The sequence below is a fragment of the Klebsiella sp. X13 genome (assembly GCF_003323835.1).
Taxonomy (GTDB): domain Bacteria; phylum Pseudomonadota; class Gammaproteobacteria; order Enterobacterales; family Enterobacteriaceae; genus Klebsiella; species Klebsiella ornithinolytica.
This window is the reverse complement of record NZ_CP030874.1, coordinates 2,655,804-2,680,385: the sequence shown is the minus strand read 5'-3', so window position 1 is coordinate 2,680,385 and position 24,582 is coordinate 2,655,804. Positions and strand designations below refer to the sequence as shown.

Below are 24,582 nucleotides of genomic sequence, written 5' to 3'. Positions count from 1 at the left end.
CCATCGGCTCACCAGATGCTCAAGATAATGAGTGTTCCCGCAACGTGAGGTCATAGTGGTAAATTCTACAGCATATAAAACGGCACCGGGTTCAGCTTCCGGCTGGCTAAATGGTTTGCTCGGCGTTGTGATATTCAGCGGGTCTTTACCCGCCACGCGGGTCGCCGTGGTCGATATAGACCCGTTTTTCCTGACCTTCCTGCGGGCAACGATTGCCGGGGCGTTGGCGATGATACTCATTTTTGGCTACCGGGAAAAACGCCCGCGTGCGGACCAACTTTTACCGCTGCTTGTGGTATCGCTCGGCGTGGTCGTCGGTTTTCCTTTACTGACCGCAATGGCGCTGCAGCACGTGACGTCGGCGCATTCCATCGTCTTTTTAGGGCTGCTGCCGCTGGCCACGGCGATTTTCGGTGTGATTCGAGGCGGCGAACGACCAACACCCATTTTCTGGCTCTTCTCTGGGATGGGGAGTCTGCTGGTCATGGGATTTGCGTTATCCCAGAACGCCGCCGTTTCGCTGACCGGGGATCTGCTGATGCTGGCCGCGGTGATGGTCTGCGGTCTGGGATACGCTGAAGGGGCAAAACTGACTCGCGTGTTGGGCGGCTGGCAGGTTATCAGCTGGGCGCTGATTATTTCCCTGCCCTTTATGCTGACAGCATCCATTCTGACCCTGCCGGCCTCTTTTAGCCAGATCTCTGCTTCCGCCTGGCTGGCGCTGGGTTATGTTTCACTCTTCAGCATGCTGATCGGCTTTATATTCTGGTACAAAGGGCTGGCGGCCGGTGGGATTGCCGCCGTCGGCCAGCTACAGCTGTTACAGCCATTCCTTGGGCTGACGCTATCGGCTACGCTCCTGCATGAAGTTGTCAGCCCGCTGATGATCCTGATCACCCTGGGCGTGATCTTATGCGTGATCGGCTCGCGAAAATTTGCCAGGTAACCTGCGGCCGGGATGATAAATAATCGCCGGTGGCCAGTCGGAAACCAATCGGCAAAGAGAAATCACCAGGCTTCTGGTTCCCGCAGCATATGGACAATATTGCAGGGGTTCATGATCCATCCCCCTTAAACCCTTCCGGCAAGGGCTCAACCGCATCGCAGCGCACGACGCCGTGCTGTTCGATATGCTTTTCCGCGGCGTGAAAATCGGGGGTGAACAGCTCCAGCCAGACTTCCGCCTGACTGAGGCCCGGCGCTTCATCGATCCACAGTCGGTTTGGGCCAAGGATGAAGCCGGTGGCAGGCGCTTTGTCCGTAATCTCCGGAAGCCTGAGCGTTTGTCGGTAGAAATCCAGCGTCTGTTGATACTGGTGCGGGGGAACCTTCATCGCAATATCAATTCCCCCCTTAATTTCAGTATTCATAAAGCTGACCTCATTTCGCGGGATGAACATCGCCCGGTTCTGCGCGCTTGTTGCCAGCGCCGGGAAAGTGGAATGAGTATAGCTTACCGACGGCGCCGGACTTTCCGCGCTACTCGCCTTTCACCACTCGCCGACGATGGCAATCCTGCGGCGCCAGCGTTTTGCCTTCAGCAGAACGCACCTCCAGCGGCATAACCACCTGGTTCGATGCCTTATCCAGCAGTACCGAATGCACCTCTCCGCGTTCAAACATATAGCGCTCACCCCACTGCCGCATGGCCACCACGATAGGAAATGCGGCGCGACCGCGCTCGGTCAGCACGTACTCTTTATAAGCGCTCCCGTCTGAGGCCGGGCAGATCTCGAACACACCCAGATTAACCAACTGTTTCAGGCGTGAGGCGAGAATGTTTTTTGCCAGGCCGAGATTCTTTTGGAATTCACTGAAGCGTCGGACATCGTCAAAGGCCTCACGAATGATCATCATGCACCAGCGTTCGCCGATTGCCTCCAGAGTCCTGGCGACAGGACATTCACCGTCGGTGAGTGATTGCTGCTTCGCCATACGGGCTCTCCTTCTTTCACTGGGCGAATTGTTCAGTCGCCAGAATAAACGCAAACAAAACTAGTTGCAAAAAAAAACTTCTACGTCTAATTATGAGTAATCTGGTTTTAAAAAGAAACCGCAATTGATACGGAAAAACACCATGAAGACGAAGCCAGGCCTGAAAGAAGAGACGGCGTTAACGTACTGCGTAGCAGAGTCGAATCGGGAAGAACAGCGGTTAACGCCCTGGCTCACCTGCCTGTTTTCACTGACGGCGGCGCTGGCCGTCGCCAATGTCTATTTTGCCCAGCCTTTGCTTGAATCAATGGCAACAAGCCTCAGCGTACAGTCCGCGACGGTCGGGTTGGTGGTGACCCTGACGCAGATCGGTTATGCGGTCGGTCTGCTGTTTATTGTGCCGCTCGGCGATCTTGTGAATCGCAAATATCTGGTTATTACCCAGCTGTTGCTACTGGCGACCGCGCTGACGGTCGCCGGGCTGTCACAACGCTGGTTTATGTTCCTCGGCGCCATGGCGCTTGTCGGGATGATGGCGGTCGTTGTGCAGATCGTGGTGGCCTGTACCGCCGCGCTGGCCGCCCCTGCCGGGCGCGGTAAAGCGGTAGGGATGGTCACCAGCGGCGTGGTGCTGGGGATTCTCCTCGCCCGCTTAACTTCAGGGGTGATTGCCGATCTTGCCGGATGGCGCGCGGTATATCTCAGCGCAGCCAGCCTGATGCTGTTGCTGGCCGCAGTGCTTGCTCAGGCGATGCCGGCCGCCAGAAAAACGCCCATGGCTGGAAGCTATCTGGCGCTGATGACATCGGTTTTCCACCTGCTGATGACGGAACCGACGCTACGGGTCAGAGGCGTCTTTGCTCTGTTGATTTTCGCCGCCTTCAGCGTTTTGTGGACCGCCCTGGTCTTACCGCTCAGCGCTCAGGGACTTTCCCATACGCAGATCGGCTTATTTGGCCTGGCGGGCATCGCTGGCGCCCTGGCCGCGTCAAAGGCCGGACACTGGGCCGATCGCGGGGCAGCGCAGCGCGTCACCGGCGTCTCTTTGGCATTACTGCTCTTTGCCTGGGCCCCGATCGCCAGGGCTGAAACCTCCCTGCCGCTGCTGGTCATCGGGGTCATCATTCTCGATTTCGCCGTACAGGCGGTTCATGTCACTAACCAGAGTCTGATCTTTGCCGCACGGCCCGACGCACAAAGTCGCCTGGTCGGGGCATATATGTGCTTTTACTCTGTCGGCAGCGCGCTGGGGGCCGTGGTGGCGACACAATGTTATGCGCACTGGGGCTGGAATGCGGTCTGTCTGGCCGGTGCGGGCATCAGCGCGGCGGCGCTGTTTTTCTGGCTGGGGTTACAGAAAAGATCGCCTGTCCGCTAGGTGTGCGACAGGGTGGCCAGGGCGAGATAGGCGGCGACGGTGCGACCCGGTTCGGTTGCACGGCCGATAATCACCAGATTCGCCGCCACTTCCGGTGCGTTAAGGTTACGATAGACCAGGCCCGGGATGTTAACCTGCTGCAGCGGCGCCGGAATTAGCGCCAGCCCGAGGCCCGCCGCGGCAATCGCCAGCACGCTCAGAGTACTGCCAGAACGATGGGCAACATGGAACTGGCTGCCCAGCATTTGCCCCAGCACAAGGTAAAGCTGTTCATGATTATCGTGAGTATCATGCAGAACCAGAGGCTCTCCGGCGAGCATCTCCACCGTCAAACAGGCGTGAGCGGCCAGCGGATGATCGTCTGCCAGCGCGACCATCATCTTCCAGCGCCCCGCCTGATATACCGTGATGCCGGGTGAATGGGTGGTACTATTATCGGGTGTGTAGCCAACATCTATCTGCCCGGCAAGAATCGCCGCCACCTGCTGCTGCGGGCCGATCTCCTCAATCGTCACCTCCGCATCCGGGTAGCGTTTTCTGAACTGACGCAGATCGCTCATCATTTTACCGCTGAAGATTGCATTGCCGGCAAATCCGACCCTTACACGCCCCGTTTCGCCGCGAAGAGAGCGCGCCACGGCCAGACGGGTATGCTCGACCTGGTCTAACGTCCGCTGGGCCTCTGCTTGCAGCAGTTTCCCGGCATCGGTGAGCTCAACGCGGCGGCTGGTGCGAATAAACAGCGCCCCGCCCAATTCCGCTTCCAGCGCTTTGATCTGCATGCTGAGTGCGGGTTGAACAATATTCAGCCGTTCGGCCGCGCGTCCGAAGTGCCCTTCCTCCGCCACGGCCAGAAAATAGCGCAAATGACGTAACTCCATACACCCCCCATTCATCATTTAAAATGATTATTCAGTCAGATCTATCTATTTGAGTTTAACCTTGCCGTTCCGCAAACTGAAGGCCGTCAACTAACAGGAGCTGAAGCTATGAACAATCGCCAACAAGACCGCCAACAACTCAACGATCTGGTGAATGGCTGGATGCATCGCGACCTCGGTGAATGGGCCGCGCTACGTCAGCTGTTTCATCCTGATGGCACGATCGAAATTACGTGGTTTGAAGGGCTGGCGAGCGATTTTGTCGACGGTTCCATGCGGATGGGCGCATCTGACCTACGCACCAAACACCTCATCGGCACACCCGTGATCACCTTCAATGCCAGCGGGAACAAGGCTATTCTTGAGACCAACGCCATGATCATCGCTGAAAACGTCAAACTCAATCTGGGCTGTGAATGCCATAACCGGTTCTACGATCTGGCAGAAAAAAGAGACGGCGTGTGGAAATTGTTTCACCGGCAGAGCATTTACGATATGGGTACCTTTACCTTCCCGCTCGGTCCGGTTGAAATTGACCCGTCGGTAGCGCTGGCTTACCCCCGCGAATACGCGGCTTTGGCCTATCTTCTGCAACAGAGTGGTTTTCCGCTGGGACGGATTTTTGCTACCCGCGGCAGCGAACTGGAAGCGAAGATGAAAGCCGATGCGAAAAGCTGGCTGTTGGCCTAAGCACACAATCAACAATCCAGGTTCGATTTTTAGCACAAATCCGTGATATGTATAAAAAAGTATTTTTATAACCTCATTGATTTCTCGGCTTATCACCCTGGCTGCAGCCCGCCATTCGCCTCAGGCTTAAGCGGAGGCGGGATGGCACGCAAACCAGATGACGTAAGCCCCCTACTTCAACAATGCAAAGGATCTCAAGATGATGACGCAAAGGGAACGCCTCGCCAGTGGCTACCTGTACACCGATATGGATGAGGGGATGCCGGAAGAGCGGCTTCGGGGTAAGATGCTGGCGTATGAATTTAATCATACGTCCCCCGCAGAACCCGAGAAACGCGTGGCGTTGATCCGCCAGATGATGGGCCGCGTCGGGAATAACGTCTGGATTGAACCGCCGCTGCACGTGGCCTACGGCAGTCAAATTAGTATCGGCGATAACTTCTACGCAAATTTTAATCTGGTGGTTGTCGATGATGGCAAAGTGATTATCGGCAATAATGTCATGATTGCCCCTAACGTCACCATCTCGACGACCGGACACCCGATTGACCCCGCGGTTCGCATTACCGGTCAGCAGTTTTCACAGACCGTCACCCTGGAAGACAATGTCTGGATCGGCAGCGGCGCCATCATTAACCCTGGCGTGACCATTGGCCGTAACAGCGTGATAGGCGCCGGAAGCGTGGTAACAAAAGATATTCCCGCCAACGTGGTGGCCGCCGGCGTTCCCTGCCGGGTGCTCAGGCCGATCGGCGAACAGGATCGCCGGAACGCGCTGGCAGGTTTGCCGGTGATGGATGCGGAGTAAACCACTGGCAATCGTCGAGGATTGATAACAGGAGCGAAAATGTCGCTTAATACGATGAGTGATGCCCGGGAAATTCTGCAATTCTGGTTTCATCAAACCCCGCCTGAGCACTGGTTTCGATCGGACGCGGGTTTTGATGAGCAGATTCGTCACCGCTTTTCTGATGTTCATCAGGCAGCCTTGCGCGGTGAGCTGGCCGAGTGGCGGGAGAGCAGCTCCGGTCGGCTGGCGGAAATCATCGTGCTCGATCAGTTTTCGCGCAATCTGTTTCGCAACAGCCCGCTTTCATTCGCTGCCGACGGTATGGCGCTGGCCCTGGCACAGGAATTGGTCAAACAACCTGACTTTGACCAACTTCCTGTTGAAAGACGCGATTTTGCCCTGCTGCCATTTATGCATTCGGAATCGCCGATAATTCATGCTGCTGCGCTCAGGCTCTATCAACGCTACGCGAGCACACGCTCACTCAGAGCAGAAACAGAGCACAAGCGGGTGATTGACCAGTTTGGCCGCTACCCGTATCGCAATCAGGCGCTCGGCAGGAGATCCACGCCGGAAGAGCGCCGCTGGCTTAATCAACAACGATAACCCGCCCGGACGACACGCATTCACGGCGCTGGCGTTGTATGAACACTTACCCCACTGTATCCCTATCACGGCCATTCTGCGGCCTGAGTTTAACAAGCCAGATTATCGTTTTTTACAGGCAACCCATCTCGCTGGCTAAAGTCCCTTTCGTTGCTTTGATATGAGCCGAGACCTTCGCAGGCAGCGAGGACCAAATCGAGAGTTTTGGGTTTGTTTTACTCTCAATCAAGTCTACGGTGACCTGGTAATCGCAAAAATTAGCTGTTTTAGGCGTTGACTGATCCATCAGAAACGCTGCGTATTGTCCTTTATCAGGACTGACGCCAATAAAAATGATCTTCCAGTAGGCACTTGGAATTTCAACCGAAGGGTCCGCCGGTAAAGTGGCGATATGTCGTTCGAAAAGTGGTCCGGTGACTGAATAAACAGCCGTAACATCACTTCTGTTGGCCAGTTCTCGTTCTTTATCTTCTAACCTAACCCAGGCTCCCTGATTGAGGTCCGCCTTTTGTGGAGTAATATTCGACAGATAATTGAGTGATGGCCAGTCTGACGCGCCTCCTAACCCAGCCAACGGTGCCTGGTGTCCGCGGTCTACCCCAAGGAGCGTATTAGCATTTTGATAAGCATCCGGGGATAATGTATCAGCAGGTGGTAATGCGGGATCCCGCTTCCAGTCTCTCGGACGGCCGCTCGCCTGACTGGATTTTGTCATTTTATATGCCACCCAATTAGCAAACTTAGTATTGCTATTATTATTCAGGGTATAACTATCGCGAACTAATGTTTGATCACTGCCACCGCTTGGGCATCCAACTTCACAATTATCTGTTGTTACAGGAAATTGAGTCGAGGGTTGATAACTGGTAGTACAAGAAAATAATAAGAACACAAACCACAAGCATAAATATCTATAGTAAATACGCATCTTAACACCTCATAGCATTACGCTTGACCACGCCAATATTAAACGAAAGCGCTGCAATTTATTGCAGCGCTTTATTTAAAAAAACGTCATTCCAGACACAGGGCTTTTACTGTGCTACCACTTTTAGCCGGCGTTTTCATATCATTCAACCACTGTTCCATGGTGGTTTTTTCTTGTTCCGCAAACAGATCTTTAACCCGTTCCCAGCTCGCACGGGAGAGACTATATAACGCCTGTTGCAATGAGTATTCAGACTTAAAGGAGATCACGCCTTTGCTTTGGGTCGACGAAATCTCAAATGTGCTGGCATATAGCGTGAAAATCACCTGGTCGTCGCCAGTTTGCAAAATGTTTTGCGTAAAGTTTGATGATTTCTGATCCTGGTTTGCATAGCTTAGCGCTGCTTTTGCTAACGAGGTTACGGAGGATTTAATCTTAGACTGGTCGCTTTGTGTAAGACCATCAAAAGCATCGACAAATGAGTTGATGAGCTCATCTGCGTTATGACTTTGTTGTTTAATATTTTTTGTCTCTGCGCTTAGTAAACTCAGACACGGAACGTTGGCCACGTTCTGAGTAAACCTGGTGAAATAGACTTTATTCCCGGTACCATCAGGATCCAGCGCGTTATAACCTGATTGCACGCGACAGAGGTTTACAATGGTTTGCAGGCCATCAAACATTGTTTGCGGGGCTGACGATGTTGCATTAACAAGTTTACTTGCGTGAATATTACCATCAATATAATCCTGCGTCGCAGCGGCTATCGCAGGGTTCATAACGAGTATATCTTGTGAGTTAAACAAGAATATATGATCATGATTTACCGGGCTGGTAATGTAGTTAAACCAGGTCTGTGTTCTGTCTTTAATATCTTCCGAACTCATAGTTTATCTCCGAACAATATTAAACAGATGCAATCACTGTACCATTGCGAAGAGCAAAGCAAGTGATTGCCTTGTGGTTGATTACCTATTAAAAGACGATGATTTAACATCAAACTGGCAGTGTAAAAGAGAAACGAAAACGTGCATTGCTGGTTGCAATGATGATTGCGCCAGAATATCTGGCGGGCTGCAAATTTGATGTTTTACTAGCTTACATTCTGTCCGAATTTTATCCATCAAATATTCCATGCAATCTTCAAAATTATATGTCGAGGTTGCTTTAATGAGCGAAAAACAACGCGATGATTATTATGAAAATAATGTATGGAGTGGACAATAGACATTTGCACAGATGCGGATGGATATCTTAAAATATGTGTTTATTCGATCATTAAAACTGTGTAATTTTATTTTTAAGGATAAAATTCTTTATTTAAACGAAACGACAGAAAACCAAATTTTCAGATGAAAAAAATGACACGTGCCGGCCACCGTCAGCTTGAGTGCGGGGAACAAAAAAATGCGCCCACAGGCGCACCGCTAACGCTTTGCAGATTGATTCTTCCCTGACCGTTGGTGTCACCCGGACACCGGCAAAGACCCTAATCATGGCGCTCGAGCAGCAGTAACCCGCTAGCGGTAAAGCGCCATTGAGCTCAAACACCGCCCCGCCGGCTTAGCGATAGTGGTGCTTGTCTAAGCCAAATTTCTTCATTCGCAGGTAGAGCTTTTTACGCGGGATCTGCAAATACTCTGAGACATCGTTGATCCGGCCCTGATGGATGTTCAGGGCCTCAATAATGATCTGCCGTTCATAATCCTCAACCCGCTGGTCTAGTTGCATCGGTTCTACCTGATGCAGCAGCGGATTGGGGATCTCGGCCAGCGGCATCACCCCGACGGCAAACAGCCTGGCGGCATTTGCCAGTTCGCGCACGTTGTTCGGCCAGTGGCGATTGACCAGCTTTTTAGCCAGCGCCGTCGGCAGTTCAGGTACCGGATGATTCAGCCGTAAGCAGGCCTGCTGTAGGTAGTGCAGAAACAGGGGCTCGATATCGTCGAGACGCTGTGCCAGCGGCGGGCAAAACTGCTGGGTCATGGCAAAACAGTAATAGAGATCGGGAACAACCAGGTTGTTGCCCACCAGGGTAATCAACGGCTGAAGCCCCGTGGCAACCAGTCGACACGGCGGTTCATCCTGCGCTTGCTGATGGGCCAGTACCAGCTGCTGCGCCTGGCTCAGAAATTCGATATTACGCAGAACCAATGTGCCGCCCTGCGCCTGCTCACACCACGCCTGCAGCGGTGTCTCCTGGCCTTGCAGGATATCGCCGAAAATTATCGGCCGATCGCCGCGCGTGCTGAGGCGATGCAGGTAGCATGCCGCCAGCGTTCGCCCCGTTCCCCGTTCGCCATGAAAATAGACCGCGACATCCGTTTCGGCCAGCTGCTGAAGCGTTTGTCGCATCTGAATCACCCACTCGCTGCGACCAATCAGGTTGTCTTCCAGCTGCTCTTTTTGCCACTGTCGCCGCATCACCTGCGACTGACGCTGGGCCAGCGCTTTATCGACCAGCTCTAACAGCTGTCCGGGATTAACCGGTTTTTGCAGAAAATCCCAGGCGCCTTGCTTTACCGCCTCAACCGCCATCGGGACATCGCCGTGGCCGGTAATTAATATCACCGGCAAATGCGGATCGTGTTTAAGCAGTATCTTCAGTAAATCGATACCGGAACAGTGCGGCATACACACATCGCTGAGCACAATGCCGGGCCACGCCTCGCTGACCAGATCCTGTACGCTTCGCGGATCGCCGCAGGCGTAAACCCGATGCCCGGCCTGGGTGAGCAGCTGGGTATAGGCATCGAGGACATCGCTATCATCGTCAATCAGCAATATGTTGTGGTGATCGGTCAGCATGACTTATTTCCGTAGCTAAAAATTGCAAAACAACACAGGCATGACGATCCAGCGTCGACGCCAGCCGTAGATGCCCTTCCATCTGTATCATTAACGATTCGCTGATCGACAGGCCGATACCCAGCCCCAGCTGCTTGCTGGTGACAAATGGCTTGAGGAGCGACCCCGCCAACGCCAGTGGCCAGCCGCCGCCATTATCCGCGATCATCACCGTCCAGCCTTCAGCCGTGCGCTCCCACGCCACGCTAATGCAGGGCGCCGTCTGGGCGGCATCCAGCGCATTGGTGAGCACATTTACCAGTACCTGCTGGATGCGCACCTCGTCACCGAGTACCCGTGGTTCATCAGGCGGCAGGTTCAGTACGCCGCACAGCGGTTTATGGCGCAACGCCAGCAGCTCCCAGGCAGCAACGAATGCCTGGCGCAGACTGACGGCGCGGGCGGGCGTATCCGCCTCCGCACGACGAGAGAACTGCCGCAGGTTGCGGATAATGGCGTCAATTCGGCCAATCAGCCCTTCCGCCCTGACCAGGGTCTGGCTGGCGCTGGCCATCTGTTCATGCTTAATGGCGGTACGGGCGCTGTAGAGATACATCGACAGGGCGTTGAGCGGCTGATTGATTTCATGCGCCAGCGTTGTCATCGTCTGCCCGACAACCGCCAGCTTGGCTGCCTGAACCAGCTCATCCTGGGTCGTACGCAGATGGATATCGATCCTCTTGCGCTCAGCGATCTCCTGTTCCAGCAGCTGGCGTTGTTGATTAAGCTGTCCCAGGGTATGGCGCAGCAGTTTCCCGATGCGCCCCAGTTCATCTTCGCCATACACCGGAATAGCGGCGTTAACATCGCCCAGTCCGATACGCACCACCGCCTGATTCAGCTGGCTAAAGCGTTTAACCAGCCGCGAGCGGATAAAATAGTGGTTGAGCAAATATGCCAGCGCCAGCGCCAGCAGCGTGGCAATCAGAATCAGACTGCCGCTGAACCACATGGTATGTTCCAGGCGCTGATTGAACGCGCGCATTTTACCGTGGCTGTCGCTGAGCTGGGACTCCAGCTGGGCGCGAAAACGCGCCAGCGTGCTCTCTTTGGCTTGCGTCACCTGCGCCAGCGCCTTTTGCGCTTCAATGTATTCCCGAATCGCGGCCGGCATTTTGTTTTCCGCGATGCCGGTGTCGAGCAGCTCATCGATGGTTTGCCGCAGGGTGATCGTGCTGGGATAGCCTTCCAGCAGATGCATATTGTCATCGGCGGTGTTTTTAAGGTAGGTCAGGTAGCGAATATGCCCTTCCACGTTGCCGTCGCCCTCCGTGCTGGACTGCACCTCGCTGAGTCTGTCGCGCAGGTCGCTAATAATCTGGTTCTCAATGCGCGCCAGGGTGTAGACCTGCTGCTGTTCTCCCTGTACCGCCCGCAGATTGGCCTGCAGACGGTGAACGGCATGGCCCTGCTTCTCCTCCATCTGATCCAACAAGGCGCCCTGCTGCCAGCTGAAGTCCTGCACCAGGGAGTTCATCTCCGAGGTGAAGTCATCATGCAGCCAGTTAATACGCGCGGTGATTTCATTGACCTTTTCCCGTGCGATAAACATGTTGTAGAGCGAGCGATCGAGCCTGGCGAGCAGCTGCCGGCTGTCGCGAAGCGTCAGCTCAATTTGCTGGCGTTCCGGCCTATCAAGGCGCTGGCTTAACCTGTCGATGTCATCCAGATGTTGCAGGATCTGGTTACGTAATTGCAGGCGCGACGTGGTATTGGCCGCCAGTAAAAACTCATTAAGCTGATCGACCAGCGTATTCAGGCTATTTTCAATCAGGAACGAGGTCTGAATCCGCGGGAAATAGTCGTTGAGCGCATAGCGAATTTGCGAGCTCTGTTCGTGCCAGGAATAGAGGCTGACACCGCTGACGACGAGGGTCAGCAGCGCGCCGGTCAGGAACGCGCCGCGCAGACTGGCGCTGATAGTCAGATTTCTGATAAAGCCGGGCAACCTCATTTCAGGTTCTCCAGCTTGACGATCGCCTGCCGCTGTTGTTCCTGGAAAAAGAGCTGCCACTCCATCATGAGCTGTTCGGCCCGATCTTTATTATCCAGCTGTCGGAGATAATCCTCATCGCGACTCTGCTGCTCGCTGACCGGCATGGCGGTCAGCAACGCACGGACCTCCGGTAGCGGCGTCTTAAGCCGGGCTTCAGCATTGTGCAACGCCCGCCAGGCATCCTTCAGCTGCGACAGACGAAAGCTGATCGCGGTATCAAACAACTTTTGCACCAGACGCTGACGTTGCAGGATCAACTGATAATTGAGCGAGGGTTCGCTCAATAGCTGGCGCTGCCGCCGCGCGCGCGGCGTATTTCCCGGGTCGGGGATAATCGAGTATTTTCCGGTGTTGGTATCCGAGAGCGCCTGCTGGCCTTCCGGACTCAGCAAAAACTGAATAAAGCGCCGGGCATCCGCCGGGTACGGGTTATGACGAATCATCGCAACATAGGTAGGTGATGCCGCCGAGTGCGGAAAATAGTGAAACGTCAGGTTGGGATCGTCGAGCAACAGATTGGCGTAGTTATCAATCACCGGGCCGACCGAACCTAAGCCGCTTTTGATTTTATCCGCCACGCCAAAACTGCGGCTGGAGATGGTGATCAGGTTTCCCGCCATGCTCAAAATAATCTCCCAACCGTGGTTCCAGCCCTCCTGTTGCAGCAGCGATTCCACCATCAGATGGTTAGTATCCGAACGCGAGGGGCTACTCATTAATAAGGTGCCCTGGTAGCGCGCCTGCATCAGATCGTCCCAGCTGCCGGGCAGCGGCAGATGGCGCTCGCTGAGATTACGCTGGTTAATGAGCAAACCAAAACCGGAGATGGCCACCGCGACCGCGGTACCGCGGATCGAAGCCGGTACCCGCTGCTGCGACTGGGCCGGCGCGTCCGGGTAGGCAGCCAGCCGCTGATGTTCCTGCAGGTGCTGCAGCAGCATGGGTGAGGAAGTCAGCACCAGATCGATATTCTCGCCTCCGGCGCCGTCCAGCAGTTGTTCCAGTGAGGCGCTGGTGCGATTCAGGGTACGGATGATCACCGATTGCGGCTGAGTCTGCCAGCGGCTGATGATATAGGCGGTCGCATCAGGTGAGAACGTGGTGGCAATCACCAGTTCATTCTTTTTGGCCTCAGCGCTAAAGACCATCAGCAAACTGAGAAAGAGCGCAATACCCCATCCGCGCTGTCGTTTATTTGACCACTTCGTCATGAAATACCCTTCCCGCTGAAATGGTTTTGTGATCGTTTTCATAAAACAAGAACCTGAATAAATAATATCTCGCTGAGGTTTGTGACAAAAAAGTTCATTGCCCGGCGCTTTGCTTAAAGCCGGGAAAATATCCACACTCAGCTTAATCTCGCAGAATAATAAACAGCCTAGCACCGCTATTAAAATCATACTGTTAACAAGGTCAAACTAACAAGAATGCAGGCCCTTTGCGCCGTTGCACCATATGCCTCCGGCCCGCATGAGTATTTCACAAAATGAGTGATGCCAGAAAAATATATTTGGGTCAAAAAAAGAACGTTTGGATTTATATTTGAGTCACTTTTGACTCAAATAGCCTGGATTGTATTGTCGCTTTGTTTTCACCACAATCGATAGCGTACTGACAACCGCTTAATTGAATTATCCCGATATTCACCACCGCCAATAAAATACAGGTACGGTTATGCTTTCATTATTAAAACCCAAGGTCGCCTCGGCCACGATTCCTGCACAACAGATTGTCCCCACCTATAAACGCTATCGTATGCAGGCGCTACTGAGCGTCTTTCTCGGCTATCTCGCCTACTACATCGTGCGTAACAACTTCACGTTGTCGACCCCCTACCTCAAAGAGCAGCTTGACCTGAGCGCCACTCAAATTGGCATGCTCAGCAGCTGCATGTTGATCGCCTACGGTATCAGCAAAGGCGTGATGAGCAGCCTGGCGGATAAGGCCAGCCCGAAAGTCTTTATGGCCTGCGGACTGGTGATGTGCGCGGCGGTGAACGTCGGGCTGGGCTTCAGCAGCGCGTTCTGGATTTTCGTGGCGCTGGTAGTGATCAACGGGCTGTTTCAGGGCATGGGCGTTGGCCCCTCGTTTATCACCATCGCCAACTGGTTTCCACGCCGCGAACGCGGCCGGGTCGGCGCATTCTGGAACATTTCGCATAACGTTGGCGGCGGTATTGTCGCCCCCATCGTCGGAACCGCTTTTGCGCTACTCGGTACCGAACACTGGCAGACCGCCAGCTATATCGTTCCCGCCGCGGTTGCGGTGCTGTTTGCCGTTGTGGTGTTGATTCTGGGGAAAGGCTCCCCGCGCAGCGAAGGGCTACCGGCGCTCGACGAAATGCTCCCGGAAGAGAAAGTGCTGCTCAATACCGGCAAAGTGGAAAAAGCGCCGGAAAACATGAGCGCATGGCAGATCTTTTGTACCTACGTGCTGAAAAACAAGAACGCCTGGTACGTGTCGATGGTCGACGTGTTCGTCTATATGGTGCGCTTCGGGATGATCAGCTGGCTGCCTATCTATCTTCTGTCGGTGAAGCACTTCTCGAAAGAAGAGATGAGCGTCGCCTTTCTGTTTTTCGAATGGGCGGCTATTCCGTCGACGCTGCTGGCCGGCTGGCTGTCGGATAAGTTGTTTAAAGGTCGCCGCATGCCGCTGGCGATGATCTGCATGACGCTGATCTTCTTCTGCCTGATTGGCTACTGGAAAAGTGATTCGCTGTTTATGGTCACGGTGTTTGCCGCCATCGTCGGTTGCCTGATTTACGTCCCGCAATTTCTGGCCTCGGTACAGACCATGGAGATTGTGCCGAGCTTTGCGGTCGGTTCTGCCGTCGGTCTGCGCGGTTTTATGAGCTACATCTTCGGCGCGTCGCTGGGGACCAGTCTGTTCGGCGTGATGGTAGATAAGCTGGGCTGGCACGGCGGTTTCTATCTGCTGATGGGCGGCGTGGTGTGCTGCATCCTGTTTTGCTACCTGTCACACCGTGGCGCGCTGGAGCTGGAACGTAAGCGTCAGGAGGCGGCCAGCGCGCATGAGCTGTCGCTGGCACAGGCGTAAATTCGTCAGTATGAGATAAAGAATAGCCCCGGCGGCCACAGGCTGGCGCCGGGGTGGAGACCTGAGAACCTTTAGCGAAGCGCGGCAGCGTCACTGTGTTGACGGATAAACCGTGCGCGCCAGGGTTTCAGCAGCGCAATCGCCAGCGCGGCAGTAATAAAATCAAGCCCTATCGCACAGCTGAATACCACTCCCCACCCTTGAGTATGCTGGTACAGCAGCGCCGCCAGCGGGCCGCCAAAAATCGATCCGATCCCTTGCGATATATACAACCAGCCGTAGTTAGAGCTCGCATATTCGCTGCCGAACGTGTCGGTCAACGTGGAGGGGAACAGTGAAAAGATCTCTCCCCAGCCGAAAAACACCACCCCGGACAACAGCACAAACAGCATCGGATCGTCCCGGCAGGCCAGCCACAGGGTCATCGCCACCCCTTCCAGCGCAAAGGCGATAAACATGGTGTTTTCGCGGCCATAGCGATCGGAGATAAATCCGAACAGCGGTCGCGTCAGGCCATTGGTAAAACGGTCGATAGTCAGCGCCAGCGGCAGCGCGGCCATGCCGAAAACCACCGCCTTACTGATACCGAAATCCTCAGCAAAGACGGCCATTTGCGACGTCACCATCAGTCCGGAGGTCGACATCATCGCCATCATGGCAAACATCAGCCAGAAAAGCGGTTGGCGCAGCATTTCACGCGAAGTGAATTGCCGGGTACTTTGCGCAACGCTCCGACTGGCGGGCAACGCTCCGCTATCGGGCGGCAGCTTCAGCCCCTGACTGGCCAGCAATCCCACGGCGGCAAAGAGGATGCCAAAGACCGTCATGGTCTGTTCCAGTCCGTACTGGCCCAACGAAACGGAGACAGGAAAGGTGGTCATAATCGCCCCCATGCCATACCCTGCCGCGACGGCGCCAGCGGCAAATCCACGATGGCGGGGAAACCATCGCACCATTAAACCGACGACGCCGATATAGACAATACCGGTCCCCAGCCCGCCGAGGCCGCCATAGACGAGGTACAGCGCGGCCAGGCCGCTGACCTGAGCCGAGAGAACCCAGCTCAGCCCAGCCATGACCGTGCCGATAGAGATAAGCAGCCGAGGGCCAAAGCGCTCAACCAGCCGTCCCTGAAACGGCGAGAAAAACGTCTGCAGGATAATCAGCAGCGAAAAGGTAACCTGTAGTTCCGCTAACCCGACGCCCAGCTTTTCGGTCAACGGTCTGGTCAGCAACGTCCAGACATATTGCGGACTGGATATTGCAGCCATACAGATCAGGCCAAGTGAGAGTTGCGTCCATTTGCCATATCCGGCGACAACCAAAGGTTCTCTGAGAACGGTCATAATCAGCTCCAGTAATCCGTTAGCCACAAATCAACAATGACGGTCATGACGGTTATGGGTCCTTGAAACCCCGCCCCGTCCCCTGCGCATCCCAATACTTACAGTGCTAAGCATTAACCATGCCACGTTATTTATTTGTTATTTATCAATGTCTTCTTGAAGTCATCGGCCGCCGTATGTTCAGCCTGGCGTTGCGCTGCACCGCTGAAGGGCGGTTTTTGTTCGCCTGATGTGCAGCTAAAAAGGGAGATTCGCTATAATTGTGTCGCCGCCGGGGATGTTCCGGGTTCAGGCAGGGAAAAGAGAAAGGAGTGAGATTGACTATTTCAGTTCGTCAGGCAACCCGTCATGACTGGCCAGCATTACAGCGGCTGTTTCTTTTATCGCGGTGTCATACGTTTACGTGGCTGAACGTCACCGATTTTCGCTTAACCGATCTGGAAAAGCAGACTGAAGGGGAAACGATCTGGCTGGCGCATGATCCTCAGGGAGAGCTGGCCGGTTTCATTGCCGTCTGGATGCCAGACCACTTTATTCACCATTTGCATGTCGCTCCCGCCCGTCAGGGATGCGGAGTGGGCAAAATGCTGCTGCAGGCATTACCCGGCTGGCAAGAACACGGCTATCGGCTGAAGTGCCTGACGCGCAATCACAAGGCGCTGGCGTTTTATGCCGCCAGCGGCTTTGTCACGCTTGGCGAAGGGAAAAGCGACGAGGGAACGTATCACCTGCTGGAACGCAAAGCGGCCTGGCCGCAACAGCAGGCGAAAAAAATGCGCCCGCAGGCGCATCGTTGACGCGGCGCGGATCTACTCTTCGCTGGCCGGGGATTTCACCCGTACGCCGGCAAAAACAATAATCATGGCGGTCAGCAGGAGTAAACCGCTGCCGGTAAAGACGCCGCTGGCGCCATTGAGGTCAAACACCGCCCCGCCGCCGGCCGCGCCGGCGCCAATCGCCAGCTGAATAGAGGCAACCAGCAGCCCGCCCGCGCTTTCCGCTTCATCCGGTACCGTCGTCGCCAGCCAGGTTGACCAGCCTACCGGCACCAGACCGAAAGCAAAGCCCCACATGGCGACCAGCAGTCCGTCGAGAAGCGCGATGTGGCCGAAGGTCACCATCATCAGCGCCAGCACGCTCATGGCCAGAGGAACCAGCGCCAGCGTCAAACGCAGGCTACGGCTCAGCAGATGCCCGGCAATAGAGGTCCCGATAAAGTTCGCCACCCCAAATCCCAGCAGAATCAGAGAGACCCCTTCGACGCTGGCCTGGGCGACGGTCTCCAGGAACGGCCGCAGATAGGTGAAAAAGGCAAAATGTCCGCTGAAGATTAAAATGGTGGCCAGCATCCCGCCAACCATGCCGGGACGACGCAGAACCTTAAACAGCGTAGCAAAGCTGCCGACGCTTTCCGGGCGCATTGAGGGCAGTACCCACAGTTGCCACAGCAGCGCCAGAACGCTCGGGACGGTACAGAGAATAAAGACGCTGCGCCAGCCGATCAGGCCGCCCAGATAGCTGCCCAGCGGCGCCGCTACCACGGTCGCTATCGACACGGCGGAGAAGATCACCGCCAGCGCTTTCGGCACGAACGCGGCAGGCACCAGACGCATCGCCGTGGCGGTCGACATCGACCAGAATCCGCCGATCGCTATCCCCAGCAGCAGGCGTCCCAGCAGCAGAAACTCGAGCGAGGTGGCGAAAGCCACCATCAGGCTGGAGACGATCTGCAGGACAGAAAAGAACATCAGTACCCAGCGGCGGTCGATATTTTTAGTGGCGGGGGTGATCAGCAATCCGGTCGCCAGCGCCACCAGAGCCGTCGCGGTCACCGCCTGCCCCGCCATCCCTTCGCTGACCCCAAGGCTGGCTGCCATCGGTGTTAACAGGCTGGCGGGAAGAAACTCTGCAACAATCAGGCCGAAAACGCCCAATGCCAGTGCATACACGGCGCGCCATGCGGGCCTGGCGGTGGCCAGCCTCTCTTCAGTTGCAATGCAGGAACTCATAAACATCTCTCCAGAACAATTAACATTTCGTTAAGGTTAGGAGGTTCCGTCAGGACGATCTATGATAAATACTCTGTGATTATTGATAATTCGTCCGGGAATGATGTTATGACTCAGCAAGCCCTCGATCTCACCAGCGAACTACTGCGCGGCATGCGCCTTTCCGGCGTCAACTATCGGCGCATCGAAACCTCCCGTCCTTTCGGCGTCGAGTTCGGCTTTGTACCCGGTAAAGCGCAGTTTCACTTTATCAGCCGGGGACCGGTACTGCTGCGCATGGTCAGCGGTCAGCGCTTAATGTTGCAAAGCGGCGATGCGCTGTTTATTCCCAACGGCGATGGCCACGTGCTGCTCTCTGATGACCAGGCATCGGTAGTCAACGTCTCCAGACTTCCCAGCGAACCGGTTTGTGACTCGGTAAGCTGTGTCAAAAACGCGTGCGACGACGCGGAAAGCGGCAGCGCCATTATCTTCAGCGCTTGTATGGACTTTGAGCTGGGCGGCATGCAGCCTCTGGTTAAAGCGATGCCCGAAGTGATGCTGGTCAGCAGCCTTCTGACCAGCCGCCCGGAAATCCAGCCGATGCTGGCGGCCATGGAACGCGAAAGCCTCACTCGACAGGCGGGCTATGCCGGTATTCTGGCGCGACTTGCCGATGTGGTGGCGGCGCTGATTGTTCGCGGCTGGGTGGCGTGCGGTTGCGGTAACGCAAACGGCTGGGTACAGGTCCTGCGCGATCCCAAACTTGCCAGAGCTATCTACGCGATGCATCAGCAGCCTGGCGTCAACTGGAAAGTCGAAGAGCTTGCGCGCGAAGCCGGGACCTCACGTTCCGTTTTTGCGGAACGTTTCCTCGCCGCCACCGGTACCACACCCGCGCGTTACCTCACGGAACTGCGGATGCGTCTGGCCGTGCAGTATATTTCGGATGAAGGTCAGACGCTGGAAAAGGTCGCCTTCCGCCTGGGATACAGTTCGTTAGCCGCCTTCAGTCGGGCCTTTAAGCGCATCACCGGCAAAGCGCCAGGGGCGCTCCGTGGCGAGACGGTGCTGTAACGCTTCGCGCTTACGCCCTACTCTTTTTTATTCTGCCAGTTCGCCCACGGGCTTTCCGCCGACAGCGGCGTCGCGGTGGAGGTTGAATCGCCGAGAGAGTCGATATAAAGGTCTTCAACCTCTTTACGCGCCCACGGCGTTCGACGTAAAAATTTGAGGCTCGATTTGATGCTCGGGTCGCTCTTAAAACAGTTGATATTGATCCGTTTTGCCAGCTCGGCCCAGCCATACTTCGCCACCAGGGCGTTCAGTAAAGCCTCAAGGGTGATGCCATGAAGAGGATCTTTAGAAGGCTGCATTGCGATGTTGAATCCTGAATACCTGATAAATGTCGCACACCATACTGGCTACACCGCCCCTGCGCAAGGCAGAAAGCAGGTTCGCGACGCCTTTATCCATTATTCGCAAAAGCACAGAACCCCGCCCGGTCATAAATTAGAAAAGAAGGTTATTGGTTGATTATTTTCCGTTGAGGCAAGCTGTGTTCACCCCACAGAATGAGGAAATCACCATGCGCTGTTGTTGTCCCCGAACCCTGAATATGAATAAACGCAACTCCCTGAATGCCGTCTTCGGAGCACACAATGAACGCAACGACTTTGCCGATTCTCGATCTTGCTCGCTACGCCGATCCTGCTGAAAAAACGGCTTTTCTGGCCGACCTTCGCCATGCGGCCCGCGAGATCGGCTTCTTTTATCTGATCAATCATGGCGTCGACGATGCCCTGCAAAAAGCTGTCCAGCAGCAATCCCGCCGCTTTTTTGCCCTGCCTGATGAGCAAAAACAGCCGGTTGCGATGATTCATTCCCCACACTTTCGCGGCTATAACCGCGCCGCATCCGAGCTGACCCGCGGACAGCCAGACTGGCGAGAACAGTTTGATATTGGCGCCGAGCGTCCGGCGCTGCGTCTGGATGACGATGCGCCGCGCTGGCAGCGTCTGCAGGGGCCTAACCTGTGGCCGGAAGCGCTACCGACGTTGAAACCCACGCTGCTCAGCTGGCAGCGCGCCATGACCGAGGTCGGCACAACCCTGTTGCGCGCCTTTGCTGAAGCGCTGGCGCTACCTGATGACGCCTTTGAGACCTTGTATGGCAATAAACCCAACGAGCATATCAAACTGATCCGCTATCCCGGTCAGCATGAGACGCAAAGCCACCAGGGCGTCGGCGCGCATAAAGACTCCGGGTTCCTCAGCTTCCTGCTTCAGGATGAGCAAAAGGGTCTGCAGGTAGAAGTTGCCCCCGGGCAATGGATCGATGCGACTCCGCTGGCCGGCAGTTTTGTCGTCAATATTGGCGAACTGCTGGAGCTGGCCACCAATGGCTACCTGCGTGCCACCGTCCATCGGGTGGTGTCTCCGCCGGTACACCAGGAGCGTCTCTCTATCGCATTTTTCCTCGGTGCGCAGCTGGATGCCACCGTTCCGGTCTTCACCCTGCCGCCGGAACTGGCGCAGGAAGCGCTCGGACCGGACAGCGATCCGCAAAACCCGCTGCTGCGCGAAGTGGGCTGGAATTACCTGAAGGGCCGCCTGCGCTCACACCCGGATGTGGCTGAACGCTACTACCAGGATGTGTTTCGCGAACCGGCCGGGCAACCAATCGTTTAAAGATAAAAATAAAGGAAAACACCATGAAAATTGCCGCTTTTAAACTGGCAGGGGTTGCTCTGTCTCTCTCTTTCGCCTGGACATCAGCGCAGGCCGCCGCCTTACGCGTAGCGGCTGACCCGGTTCCGCATGCGGAGATCCTTAACTACATCAAGAAAATCGATCCGAGCCTGGATTTGAAGGTGGTCGAACTGACCAGCGGCGTAAATGCCAATGAACTGCTGGCAAACGGCGACGTGGATGCAAACTATTTCCAGCACGTACCCTATTTGAAGGATCAGGAAAAGGCGCTGGGCAAGACCTTCGCCGTCGCCGCCACGGTTCATATTGAGCCTTTGGGTATCTATTCGCGCAAGCACAAAGACTTTGCTTCACTGCCGGAAAATGCCACCGTCGCCGTGCCCAATAACACCACCAACCTGAGCCGTGCCCTGTTCCTGTTGCAAAGCCAGGGACTGATCAAACTGGCCTCCTCCTTCACCGACCCGGCCACGACGCTGGCGACGCCCAAAGATATTGTGGAAAACCCGAAGCATCTGAAGATTCTCGAAATTGAATCGCCACAGATCCCGCGCTCTCTGGACGATGTCGATCTGGCCGTGATCAACGGTAACTATGCGCTGGAAGCCGGGCTGACGCCGGCAAAAGACGCGCTTGGCCTTGAGAGCGCCAGCCATAACCCTTACGCCAACATTCTGGTCACCAATCCCTCCCTGGCAAGCGATCCGCGCATCAAACAGCTGGCGAAAGACCTGACTTCGCCGCAGGTGGCTGAATTTATCCGTCAACGCTATAACGGCTCGGTTATCCCGGTTACCCCGAAATCATGATTGAAGCGATCGGGCTGAGTAAAACCTACGCCGGAACAGGCCGACCGGCGCTGAACAATGTGTCGCTGCAGGTCCCGAAGGGCGCGATTTACGGCATCCTCGGACGCAGCGGCGCGGGAAAAAGTACGCTGATCCGCTGTCTGAATCTGCTGGAGCGGCCCACATCGGGCCGCATTATTGTGAACGGACAGGATATTACGCAGATGGATAAAGCCGCGCTGCGCGCTTATCGCCTGCGTACCGGGATGATCTTTCAACATTTTAACCTGCTGCACGCACGTAACGTCGCCGACAATGTCGCTGTGCCGTTGGAAATTGCCGGCATGGCCAAAACGGCGCGTCAGACGCGAGTCGCGGAGTTGCTTGAGCTGGTCGGGCTTAGCGATAAAGCCCACGCGTTCCCTTCCCAGCTATCGGGCGGGCAAAAACAGCGCGTGGGTATTGCAAGAGCGCTGGCGTCAAGGCCGGACGTCCTGCTGTGCGACGAGGCGACCAGCGCCCTGGATCCCGAGACCACCGCCTCGGTGCTGGCATTGCTCGCAGATATTAATCAGCGTCTGAATCTGACGATTGTGCTGATCACCCATGAACTGGAGGTGGTCAAAACCCTGTGCGACCACGCCGCGCTGCTGGAAAATGGCGAAATCGTCGAAAGCGGCAGTATCGCCGAACTGCTGGTGGCGCCGTGGTCGAAGCTGCGTCAATCATTGCTGCACGATCCGCAGTCGGAACGCGATTTTCTTGCTCGTCATGGTTATCAGCGGAGGCCATTATGCACAGTCGCATGAGCTGGGATGACCTTTGGCCGCTGCTGTGGGACGGGACGCTGGAGACGGTGTATATGGTGGGGCTGGCGGCGGTATTTACCGTTCTGCTCGGCCTTCCTGTTGGCGTGGTGCTGTTTATTTCGCGTAAAAACGGGTTGCTGCCGATGCCGAAACTCAACGCGCTGCTGGGGGCAGTGATTAACTTCGGTCGCTCGCTGCCGTTTATCGTGCTGCTGATCGCCCTGATCCCGTTTACCCGGCTGATTATCGGTACGACGCTCGGGAGCACGGCGGCGGTGGTGCCGGTAACGATTGGCGCCTTCCCTTTTTTCGCCCGGCTGACGGAAAACGCGCTCGATGAAGTGGATTACGGACGTATTGAAGCCATTTTGTCGATGGGCGGCACGGTCTGGCATGTAATTTTTAAATCGCTACTGCCGGAAGCATTGCCAACCCTGCTGGCTGGCGTCACGCTGACTATCGTGATGTTGATTGGCTTCTCGTCAATGGCCGGCGTGATCGGCGGCGGCGGGCTGGGCGATTTGGCGATTCGCTATGGCTATCAGCGCTTTAATAATGAAGTGATGGTCGGCACGGTGCTGATTCTGGTGGCCCTGGTGCAGGGCGTGCAGATGGCGGGCGACAGCCTGGTCCGCCGACTGGCCCACCGTCGTTAAACATCAGCCGTCGCGGCAGGTCGCCATCACCGCCGCGACGGCTGGGTGGAAAATCCGCCCTCCCGGATCAGCGTTTGCATCAGCTCCGCTGCCGGCAACGCCCGGATCATCCCGACCCCCTGTCCTGCCCAATGTGCCCCAAATCCCCATTCGCCCTGCGCTTTCGCCGCTGCCGCCAGCGCTTTTCCCGCGTCGTAGGCTAGCGGGTAGTCCGGGGGCATAACGTCGGGATTGCGTCGGCCGGTTTCACAAAATGCATTGTCAATGCAGCGCGCCGGGCGACCGGAAATCGCCGCAGTCATCACGGTTTCTGGCGTAGGTTCACCGCTCAGCGCCTGGCGATATCCGGCGTCGGTAGCCGATTCCGGGCAGAGCAGGAACGCGGTCCCCAGCTGAACCCCTTCTGCGCCCAGATGCATCATGCTGCGGATCCCGGCACCGTCCATGATCCCCCCGGCGGCAATAACCGGTATCGACACCGTCCGCTTTAGCGCCTGGACCAGCGTCAAGGTACTCATTTGCCGATCGTCGCCGCGAGGATCGAAGATCCCGCGATGACCTCCGGCCTCATACCCCTGCGCAATCACCACATCGACGCCCTGGGCGACGACCCGCTGTGCCTCGTCTACGCTGGTGGCGCTGGCCATGGTCAGCACACCTTTTTCCTTCAGCCGGCGAATGAGTGTCTTATCCGCCACGCCAAAGTGGAAACTGACCACCTCTGGCGCCAGGTCAAGTAGCAGCTCGGCCATGGGCTGATTCACAAGGAAACTTTGATAGATTTCCGTCAGCGTCTCGGGCGGTTGCGCGCCGAAACGAGCGAATAGCGGACGCAACAGCGCGGTCCACCTTGCTTCCGTGTGCGGGTCCCGGCGCGCCGGCGCATGGCAAAACAGATTGACATTGACGGGCTGCGTGGTCAGATGACGAGTACGCGCAATCAGCGCTTCGGCCTGGGAAACGGTCGCGGCTCCCAGCCCCAGCGAGCCGAGCCCGCCGCTGTTACTCACCGCGGCAGCCAGCTCTGGGGTTGAGACCCCGGCCATCGGCGCCTGAATGATGGGATAGGCAATATCCAGTCTCTGCGTAAAGCGGTTGCTCATGGTCACCCTGTTTGAATGTGTGATGCTGAATGCTTAACATCTCTTTTTGAGATGTTAAGATCAATATCAT

At 55.9% G+C, this 24,582-nt stretch carries 24 protein-coding genes; 12 read left to right on the top strand and 12 right to left on the bottom strand.

Features of this window, described 5'->3' with window-relative positions:
* Positions 1 to 55 precede the first annotated feature (55 nt).
* Positions 56 to 946 carry a DMT family transporter gene (locus DSD31_RS12805; protein WP_044351621.1) on the top strand — a complete coding sequence of 297 codons (891 nt, stop codon included), beginning with the start codon at positions 56 to 58 and terminating at the stop codon, positions 944 to 946.
* A 109-nt stretch (positions 947 to 1,055) separates the two neighbouring features.
* Here DSD31_RS12805 and DSD31_RS12800 read toward each other — a convergent pair whose 3' ends face one another.
* Together DSD31_RS12800 and DSD31_RS12795 are read right to left on the bottom strand one after the other, a co-directional pair.
* Complete coding sequence (locus tag DSD31_RS12800) at positions 1,056 to 1,370, bottom strand: hypothetical protein (RefSeq protein ID WP_227538649.1); 315 nt, start codon at positions 1,368 to 1,370, stop codon at positions 1,056 to 1,058.
* 109 nt (positions 1,371 to 1,479) lie between these two features.
* Complete coding sequence (locus tag DSD31_RS12795; protein WP_004862084.1) at positions 1,480 to 1,935, bottom strand: winged helix-turn-helix transcriptional regulator; 456 nt, start codon at positions 1,933 to 1,935, stop codon at positions 1,480 to 1,482.
* Positions 1,936 to 2,077: 142 nt separating this feature from the next.
* On the opposite strand from DSD31_RS12795, the gene DSD31_RS12790 reads away from it, so the two are divergent.
* Positions 2,078 to 3,313, top strand: coding sequence for an MFS transporter (locus DSD31_RS12790; RefSeq protein WP_099144428.1), 1,236 nt, complete (start codon positions 2,078 to 2,080; stop codon positions 3,311 to 3,313).
* Here the strand turns inward: DSD31_RS12790 and DSD31_RS12785 are convergent.
* Positions 3,310 to 4,194 (bottom strand): LysR substrate-binding domain-containing protein, encoded by an 885-nt coding sequence (locus DSD31_RS12785; RefSeq protein ID WP_044351616.1) that lies wholly within the window; start codon positions 4,192 to 4,194, stop codon positions 3,310 to 3,312. The two genes, DSD31_RS12790 and DSD31_RS12785, sit on opposite strands and share 4 nt — an antisense overlap.
* Before the next feature lie 108 nt (positions 4,195 to 4,302).
* On the opposite strand from DSD31_RS12785, the gene DSD31_RS12780 reads away from it, so the two are divergent.
* The 3 genes from DSD31_RS12780 (at position 4,303) to DSD31_RS12770 (ending at position 6,280) form a co-directional block, all read left to right on the top strand.
* A complete protein-coding gene (locus DSD31_RS12780) occupies positions 4,303 to 4,884 on the top strand; it encodes a nuclear transport factor 2 family protein (RefSeq protein WP_004862091.1) in 582 nt (193 codons plus the stop codon).
* A gap of 199 nt (positions 4,885 to 5,083) precedes the next feature.
* Positions 5,084 to 5,692 (top strand): maltose acetyltransferase domain-containing protein, encoded by a 609-nt coding sequence (locus DSD31_RS12775; protein WP_004862093.1) that lies wholly within the window; start codon positions 5,084 to 5,086, stop codon positions 5,690 to 5,692.
* Between the two features lie 39 nt (positions 5,693 to 5,731).
* Positions 5,732 to 6,280 (top strand): DUF924 family protein, encoded by a 549-nt coding sequence (locus DSD31_RS12770; protein ID WP_081351918.1) that lies wholly within the window; start codon positions 5,732 to 5,734, stop codon positions 6,278 to 6,280.
* Between the two features lie 112 nt (positions 6,281 to 6,392).
* Here the strand turns inward: DSD31_RS12770 and DSD31_RS12765 are convergent, their stop codons facing one another.
* The 5 genes from DSD31_RS12765 to DSD31_RS12745 form a co-directional block, all read right to left on the bottom strand.
* Entirely contained in the window at positions 6,393 to 7,208 is an 816-nt protein-coding gene (locus DSD31_RS12765) for a DNA/RNA non-specific endonuclease (RefSeq protein ID WP_004862097.1), read from the bottom strand.
* A gap of 86 nt (positions 7,209 to 7,294) precedes the next feature.
* Positions 7,295 to 8,095, bottom strand: a complete 801-nt coding sequence (locus tag DSD31_RS12760) for a hypothetical protein (protein WP_004862099.1) — start codon at positions 8,093 to 8,095, stop codon at positions 7,295 to 7,297.
* Between the two features lie 676 nt (positions 8,096 to 8,771).
* Positions 8,772 to 10,016 (bottom strand): two-component system response regulator PgtA, encoded by a 1,245-nt coding sequence (gene pgtA, locus DSD31_RS12755; protein ID WP_004862101.1) that lies wholly within the window; start codon positions 10,014 to 10,016, stop codon positions 8,772 to 8,774.
* Positions 9,982 to 12,009 carry a two-component system sensor histidine kinase PgtB gene (pgtB, locus tag DSD31_RS12750; protein ID WP_004862103.1) on the bottom strand — a complete coding sequence of 676 codons (2,028 nt, stop codon included), beginning with the start codon at positions 12,007 to 12,009 and terminating at the stop codon, positions 9,982 to 9,984. The genes pgtA and pgtB overlap by 35 nt, the downstream gene beginning before the upstream one ends.
* Complete coding sequence (locus tag DSD31_RS12745; RefSeq protein ID WP_369974008.1) at positions 12,006 to 13,262, bottom strand: ABC transporter substrate-binding protein; 1,257 nt, start codon at positions 13,260 to 13,262, stop codon at positions 12,006 to 12,008. The genes pgtB and DSD31_RS12745 overlap by 4 nt, the downstream gene beginning before the upstream one ends.
* Positions 13,263 to 13,725: 463 nt before the next feature.
* On the opposite strand from DSD31_RS12745, the gene pgtP reads away from it, so the two are divergent.
* Positions 13,726 to 15,111, top strand: a complete 1,386-nt coding sequence (gene pgtP, locus DSD31_RS12740) for a phosphoglycerate transporter PgtP (RefSeq protein WP_004862107.1) — start codon at positions 13,726 to 13,728, stop codon at positions 15,109 to 15,111.
* Between the two features lie 71 nt (positions 15,112 to 15,182).
* On the opposite strand, the gene oxlT is transcribed toward pgtP, so the two are convergent.
* On the bottom strand, positions 15,183 to 16,457 hold the full coding sequence (oxlT, locus tag DSD31_RS12735; RefSeq protein WP_050486211.1) for an oxalate/formate MFS antiporter: 1,275 nt from the start codon (positions 16,455 to 16,457) through the stop codon (positions 15,183 to 15,185).
* Positions 16,458 to 16,774: 317 nt separating this feature from the next.
* On the opposite strand from oxlT, the gene DSD31_RS12730 reads away from it, so the two are divergent.
* The gene (locus tag DSD31_RS12730; RefSeq protein WP_004862110.1) at positions 16,775 to 17,254 is read left to right on the top strand and encodes a GNAT family N-acetyltransferase; all 480 of its coding nucleotides are present in this window, start codon (positions 16,775 to 16,777) and stop codon (positions 17,252 to 17,254) included.
* Between the two features lie 12 nt (positions 17,255 to 17,266).
* Here DSD31_RS12730 and DSD31_RS12725 read toward each other — a convergent pair whose 3' ends face one another.
* Positions 17,267 to 18,466 carry an MFS transporter gene (locus DSD31_RS12725; protein WP_004862113.1) on the bottom strand — a complete coding sequence of 400 codons (1,200 nt, stop codon included), beginning with the start codon at positions 18,464 to 18,466 and terminating at the stop codon, positions 17,267 to 17,269.
* A gap of 108 nt (positions 18,467 to 18,574) precedes the next feature.
* Here DSD31_RS12725 and DSD31_RS12720 point away from each other — a divergent pair, with 108 nt between their 5' ends.
* Entirely contained in the window at positions 18,575 to 19,522 is a 948-nt protein-coding gene (locus DSD31_RS12720; RefSeq protein ID WP_004862114.1) for an AraC family transcriptional regulator, read from the top strand.
* A gap of 17 nt (positions 19,523 to 19,539) precedes the next feature.
* Here DSD31_RS12720 and DSD31_RS12715 read toward each other — a convergent pair whose 3' ends face one another.
* Positions 19,540 to 19,821, bottom strand: a complete 282-nt coding sequence (locus DSD31_RS12715) for a VF530 family protein (RefSeq protein ID WP_004862116.1) — start codon at positions 19,819 to 19,821, stop codon at positions 19,540 to 19,542.
* Positions 19,822 to 20,106: 285 nt separating this feature from the next.
* Between DSD31_RS12715 and DSD31_RS12710 the strand changes: the two genes are divergently transcribed.
* The 4 genes from DSD31_RS12710 to DSD31_RS12695 are packed head-to-tail and all read left to right on the top strand — an operon-like array spanning position 20,107 to position 23,409.
* On the top strand, positions 20,107 to 21,135 hold the full coding sequence (locus DSD31_RS12710) for an isopenicillin N synthase family dioxygenase (RefSeq protein WP_004862120.1): 1,029 nt from the start codon (positions 20,107 to 20,109) through the stop codon (positions 21,133 to 21,135).
* Between the two features lie 23 nt (positions 21,136 to 21,158).
* Positions 21,159 to 21,965 (top strand): MetQ/NlpA family ABC transporter substrate-binding protein, encoded by an 807-nt coding sequence (locus tag DSD31_RS12705; RefSeq protein WP_004862122.1) that lies wholly within the window; start codon positions 21,159 to 21,161, stop codon positions 21,963 to 21,965.
* Entirely contained in the window at positions 21,962 to 22,753 is a 792-nt protein-coding gene (locus tag DSD31_RS12700) for a methionine ABC transporter ATP-binding protein (RefSeq protein WP_086816602.1), read from the top strand. Before DSD31_RS12705 ends, DSD31_RS12700 begins: the two co-directional genes overlap by 4 nt.
* The gene (locus DSD31_RS12695) at positions 22,750 to 23,409 is read left to right on the top strand and encodes a methionine ABC transporter permease (RefSeq protein ID WP_160873165.1); all 660 of its coding nucleotides are present in this window, start codon (positions 22,750 to 22,752) and stop codon (positions 23,407 to 23,409) included. Before DSD31_RS12700 ends, DSD31_RS12695 begins: the two co-directional genes overlap by 4 nt.
* 26 nt (positions 23,410 to 23,435) lie before the next feature.
* Here the strand turns inward: DSD31_RS12695 and DSD31_RS12690 are convergent, their stop codons facing one another.
* Complete coding sequence (locus tag DSD31_RS12690) at positions 23,436 to 24,512, bottom strand: NAD(P)H-dependent flavin oxidoreductase (RefSeq protein ID WP_069475937.1); 1,077 nt, start codon at positions 24,510 to 24,512, stop codon at positions 23,436 to 23,438.
* Positions 24,513 to 24,582 lie beyond the last annotated feature (70 nt).

Excerpts from the sequence above, each read along its gene's own strand:
- DSD31_RS12800 (WP_227538649.1), bottom strand. The coding sequence starts at position 1,370 with ATGAATACTGAAATTAAGGGGGGAATTGATATTGCGATGAAGGTTCCC.
- DSD31_RS12795 (WP_004862084.1), bottom strand. The coding sequence starts at position 1,935 with ATGGCGAAGCAGCAATCACTCACCGACGGTGAATGTCCTGTCGCCAGG.
- DSD31_RS12790 (WP_099144428.1), top strand. The coding sequence starts at position 2,078 with ATGAAGACGAAGCCAGGCCTGAAAGAAGAGACGGCGTTAACGTACTGC.
- DSD31_RS12785 (WP_044351616.1), bottom strand. The coding sequence starts at position 4,194 with ATGGAGTTACGTCATTTGCGCTATTTTCTGGCCGTGGCGGAGGAAGGG.
- DSD31_RS12780 (WP_004862091.1), top strand. The coding sequence starts at position 4,303 with ATGAACAATCGCCAACAAGACCGCCAACAACTCAACGATCTGGTGAAT.
- DSD31_RS12775 (WP_004862093.1), top strand. The coding sequence starts at position 5,084 with ATGATGACGCAAAGGGAACGCCTCGCCAGTGGCTACCTGTACACCGAT.
- DSD31_RS12770 (WP_081351918.1), top strand. The coding sequence starts at position 5,732 with ATGTCGCTTAATACGATGAGTGATGCCCGGGAAATTCTGCAATTCTGG.
- DSD31_RS12765 (WP_004862097.1), bottom strand. The coding sequence starts at position 7,208 with ATGCGTATTTACTATAGATATTTATGCTTGTGGTTTGTGTTCTTATTA.
- DSD31_RS12760 (WP_004862099.1), bottom strand. The coding sequence starts at position 8,095 with ATGAGTTCGGAAGATATTAAAGACAGAACACAGACCTGGTTTAACTAC.
- pgtA (WP_004862101.1), bottom strand. The coding sequence starts at position 10,016 with ATGCTGACCGATCACCACAACATATTGCTGATTGACGATGATAGCGAT.
- pgtB (WP_004862103.1), bottom strand. The coding sequence starts at position 12,009 with ATGAGGTTGCCCGGCTTTATCAGAAATCTGACTATCAGCGCCAGTCTG.
- DSD31_RS12745 (WP_369974008.1), bottom strand. The coding sequence starts at position 13,262 with ATGACGAAGTGGTCAAATAAACGACAGCGCGGATGGGGTATTGCGCTC.
- pgtP (WP_004862107.1), top strand. The coding sequence starts at position 13,726 with ATGCTTTCATTATTAAAACCCAAGGTCGCCTCGGCCACGATTCCTGCA.
- oxlT (WP_050486211.1), bottom strand. The coding sequence starts at position 16,457 with ATGACCGTTCTCAGAGAACCTTTGGTTGTCGCCGGATATGGCAAATGG.
- DSD31_RS12725 (WP_004862113.1), bottom strand. The coding sequence starts at position 18,466 with ATGAGTTCCTGCATTGCAACTGAAGAGAGGCTGGCCACCGCCAGGCCC.
- DSD31_RS12720 (WP_004862114.1), top strand. The coding sequence starts at position 18,575 with ATGACTCAGCAAGCCCTCGATCTCACCAGCGAACTACTGCGCGGCATG.
- DSD31_RS12715 (WP_004862116.1), bottom strand. The coding sequence starts at position 19,821 with ATGCAGCCTTCTAAAGATCCTCTTCATGGCATCACCCTTGAGGCTTTA.
- DSD31_RS12710 (WP_004862120.1), top strand. The coding sequence starts at position 20,107 with ATGAACGCAACGACTTTGCCGATTCTCGATCTTGCTCGCTACGCCGAT.
- DSD31_RS12705 (WP_004862122.1), top strand. The coding sequence starts at position 21,159 with ATGAAAATTGCCGCTTTTAAACTGGCAGGGGTTGCTCTGTCTCTCTCT.
- DSD31_RS12700 (WP_086816602.1), top strand. The coding sequence starts at position 21,962 with ATGATTGAAGCGATCGGGCTGAGTAAAACCTACGCCGGAACAGGCCGA.
- DSD31_RS12695 (WP_160873165.1), top strand. The coding sequence starts at position 22,750 with ATGAGCTGGGATGACCTTTGGCCGCTGCTGTGGGACGGGACGCTGGAG.
- DSD31_RS12690 (WP_069475937.1), bottom strand. The coding sequence starts at position 24,512 with ATGAGCAACCGCTTTACGCAGAGACTGGATATTGCCTATCCCATCATT.